At 70.4% G+C, this 3,279-nt stretch carries 4 protein-coding genes; 3 read left to right on the top strand and 1 reads right to left on the bottom strand.

Going from position 1 to position 3,279, the window contains the following annotated elements; translation table 11 throughout:
* Positions 1 to 90 precede the first annotated feature (90 nt).
* Entirely contained in the window at positions 91 to 270 is a 180-nt protein-coding gene (locus tag ACZ38L_RS39000; RefSeq protein ID WP_465702817.1) for a hypothetical protein, read from the top strand.
* Positions 271 to 470: 200 nt separating this feature from the next.
* Here the strand turns inward: ACZ38L_RS39000 and ACZ38L_RS38995 are convergent, their stop codons facing one another.
* Positions 471 to 1,580 carry an FAD-dependent oxidoreductase gene (locus ACZ38L_RS38995; protein ID WP_465702815.1) on the bottom strand — a complete coding sequence of 370 codons (1,110 nt, stop codon included), beginning with the start codon at positions 1,578 to 1,580 and terminating at the stop codon, positions 471 to 473.
* Positions 1,581 to 1,703: 123 nt separating this feature from the next.
* On the opposite strand from ACZ38L_RS38995, the gene ACZ38L_RS38990 reads away from it, so the two are divergent.
* Together ACZ38L_RS38990 and ACZ38L_RS38985 are read left to right on the top strand one after the other, a co-directional pair.
* The gene (locus ACZ38L_RS38990) at positions 1,704 to 2,297 is read left to right on the top strand and encodes a TetR/AcrR family transcriptional regulator (RefSeq protein ID WP_465702812.1); all 594 of its coding nucleotides are present in this window, start codon (positions 1,704 to 1,706) and stop codon (positions 2,295 to 2,297) included.
* A 214-nt stretch (positions 2,298 to 2,511) separates the two neighbouring features.
* Positions 2,512 to 2,991, top strand: coding sequence for a diadenosine tetraphosphate hydrolase (locus tag ACZ38L_RS38985; protein ID WP_465702810.1), 480 nt, complete (start codon positions 2,512 to 2,514; stop codon positions 2,989 to 2,991).
* The last annotated feature ends 288 nt before the right edge of the window (positions 2,992 to 3,279 follow it).

Below are 3,279 nucleotides of genomic sequence, written 5' to 3'. Positions count from 1 at the left end.
CCGCCAAGCCCTTCCGCTGGACCTACGACGGCACCCCACTCAAGGAGGCAGCCTGATCAACACCCCTCCACGAATTAACGCGGAGCAGCACTGGACGGCGACGAGGCCAAAGCGACACCCAAGACCCTGCGCTACCGCATCCTGCACGTCCCGGCCCGGCTCGTACGCGGCCAGCGCAGACGCCGCCTGAAGATCCCCTCGACCTGGCCCTGGGCCGACGCCATCGTGCGGGCCTTCACCCGCGTCCAGGCCCTGGCCCGACCCACCTGACCAGCACACCTGGCCCCGTCGAGCAGTGAGAGGAGGTCGACCCGCAGTCCACCGGGCCCGTGGAACCCGGCGTCACCGGCACGACAGCCGACGCGCAGTCCTACCCGACACCGCCCCGGGAACGGACCAACGCGACATCACAGGCATGAGATCAACCGGCCGCTGCCGTGAAACATCGAGGCGGGGGCGGTGGAGTCGGCTCAGGAGGCCGTCGCGGGCACGAGGTGGTCGAGTCCCTGCGCACTGCCCGTCGCGGCCTCGATCGAGCGCGGCAGCATGATGCTCTCGTAGGCGCGGACGGCGTCGTCGACGCTGGATTCGGTGACGAGGGCGCGGGCGAGGTCGGAGCCGTCGAGCATGGCGAGATTGGCGCCCAGCCCGACCGGGGGCATCAGGTGGGCGGCATCGCCGAGCAGTGTGACGCCGGGAACGTGCTCCCAGGCGTGCGGGGCGGGCAGGACGAAGAGGGGCCGGTTGGTGAATCCGTTGTCGCTGTGGCGCAGGACGCAGCGCAGGCTCTCGTCCCAGCCGTCGAACATCCTCAGCAGGTGCGTCCGCACGGCCCGCTGGTCGCCGAGGTCGATGCCGGCAGCCGCGTGCCAGTTCTCCGGCGCGCGGAGCGCGATGTAGGCGCGGATGTGGCCGTTGCCGTTGCGTTGGGCGACCAGGGACCTGCCGGCGCCCTTCGCCAGCATCGATCCGTTGCCGACCAGCCGGGCGAGGTTGGGATGGCGGGTGTCGCAGTGGTCGAATCCGGTCTCGACGAAGGTGACGCCGGTGTAGCCGGGTACGGCGTGCGACAGGGCCGGGCGGACGCGCGACCAGGCACCGTCGGCACCGACCACCAGGTCGAAGTCCTCGGTGGTGCCGTCGCCGAAGAGTAGCCGGCAGGTGCCGTCCGCCAGCGGGATGACCCCGCTGACGGCGCGGTCCCACCGCACCGTGCCCTCGGGAAGCGAGTCCAGGAGCAGTCCGCGCAGTCGGCCTCGGTCGATCTCCGGCCGGCCGCCGTCGGCGGACGGTCCCTGATGCGCCAGGAGGGCGGCAGTGGCGAAGTCGAGCACGCGCCACTCCTCGCCTTCAGGGCGCGAGAGGGCGTGGAACCGGTCGAGGAGGCCCGCCGCCCGCAGGGCGGCCTGACCGGTGCCGGCATGCAGGTCGAGGGTGCCGCCCTGCGGGCGGGTGTCGGCGGAGACCTCGCGTTCGAAAACGGTGACGGAGCGGCCGTGTCGCTCAAGGACACGGGCGCAGGTGAGGCCGCCGAGGCCCGCGCCGACGATCGCGATGCGGGGATCACGAGCAGAGTTCATGGGAGCCGCCTCGGGAGGTGGGTGAGCTGCCGGGAGGTCCGGCCCCACCAAGAAAGCACACTCACAAAATAAGTGCAATGACTAAACTTTCCTAGTCGCTGCACAATTGGGTACGATGGGCGAGTGACCGAACCGACCGGGCGCCGCGAGCGCAAGAAGGCCCAGACCCGCCGCTCCCTGGCCGACGCCGCACTCGAGCTCTTCCTCGACCGCGGCTACGACCAGGTCGGCGTCAAGGACGTCGCCGACGCCGCCGACGTCTCGGTGACCACCCTCTTCAAACACTTCTCCGGTAAGGAAGCCCTGGTCTTCGACCAGGACGACGACCTGGAAGCAGCACTCGTCGCCGCCGTGCGCGAACGCACCCCAGGCACGTCGATCCCGCAGGCTCTGCGCGAACACATCCTGCTGAAGCAGACCCAGCTCGCCATCCATGCCACGGATCCGCGGTTCGCCGACTTCACCCGCCTGGTGCGGGAGACCCCCGCGCTACGCGACTACGCCCACCGCATGTGGACACGCCACGAAGCGGCCCTGACAAGGGCCATCGCCGAGGCCGCAGGTGCGCCCGACGACGACGTCAGCTGTGCTGCCCTGGCGCATTTCGCCCTCGAGGCCCGCAGCCTCATCCTGCGGCACGCCGAGCCGCGCCGAGCCGCCGACGAGGCCTTCGCCTTGCTCGAACACGGCTGGGCAGCCTCCCACCCGGGCAACTGACCCGGTCTGCGCGGGGCCCCGGTATGCGCGGACACGTTGTGCGCACGGGGTGATCATCGCCAGGGCGGCGCAGCTCAGGCACGACGACGAAGAGCGCGGTCCGGTCCTGAAGCTCGGGGGAGGTGACCGGCCGTCGGACCGGGCGGGGAGCGACGAGCCGTGTTCCGAGTCGTTGGCCAGTCGGTGGTGATCGCCGCCCTGTAGGTTTCTGATCATGAGCGATGACTGGCGGACGGACCGGATCGGTAGTGCCCTGCGGGGGGAGAATCCCTGCGTGTTGAGGCGGCTCGGGGCGGGGTTCGCCGTGATCGGGGATGTTCAGTTCCTTCCCGGATACTCGGTGCTTTTGGCCGATCAGCCAGAGGCGCAACGGCTGTCGGACCTTCCCCGGCCGAAGCGACTGGCGTTCCTGGCCGACATGGAGCGACTGGGAGAGGCGGTCGAGCGTGCCTGCCGTCGGCTGGATCCGGCGTTTCGGCGGGTGAATCTGGAGATTCTCGGCAACACCGACGGGTTCCTGCACGCGCATGTGTGGCCGCGGTACGAGTGGGAGCCCGCCGACCTCGTGGGGATGCCGGTATGGCTGCATCCGCGTGATCGTTGGCGCGACGAGCGGTTCAGGCTCGGCGCGCAGCACGAGGGGCTGCGCGAAGCGATCGGCGCCGAACTGGATCAGTTGGCTCGGGAGAGCTGAGCTGACGGCCCTCCGGTCCGCCGGTCCGATCTCGGCGGACCGGACCTCGGCGGGAGGGTCGAGCCGTGTTGTCCACGGCCGGACGGGTTGACCGGGCGGGGCCGAGGGCTTCCAGCCGCTCGATCTGTCCGGTGGTGAGCCTGTCGCGCCCGGCTGGGGTGTTGTCGAGCGCGCGGGCTCCGGCCGCCCTGGTGGTCATGTCCCCCTTCGTGGTGTAGCCGATCAATCAGCGGGCGCGTTGGTGGTGTTGGGTAGCGCGGGGGCGCTTTCTGGGAGTTTGGTGGGGTA

This window comes from Kitasatospora sp. NPDC024654, assembly GCF_055559155.1.
The sequence above is the reverse complement of the archived record's forward strand: the minus strand, read 5'-3'. Positions and strand labels throughout refer to the sequence as shown.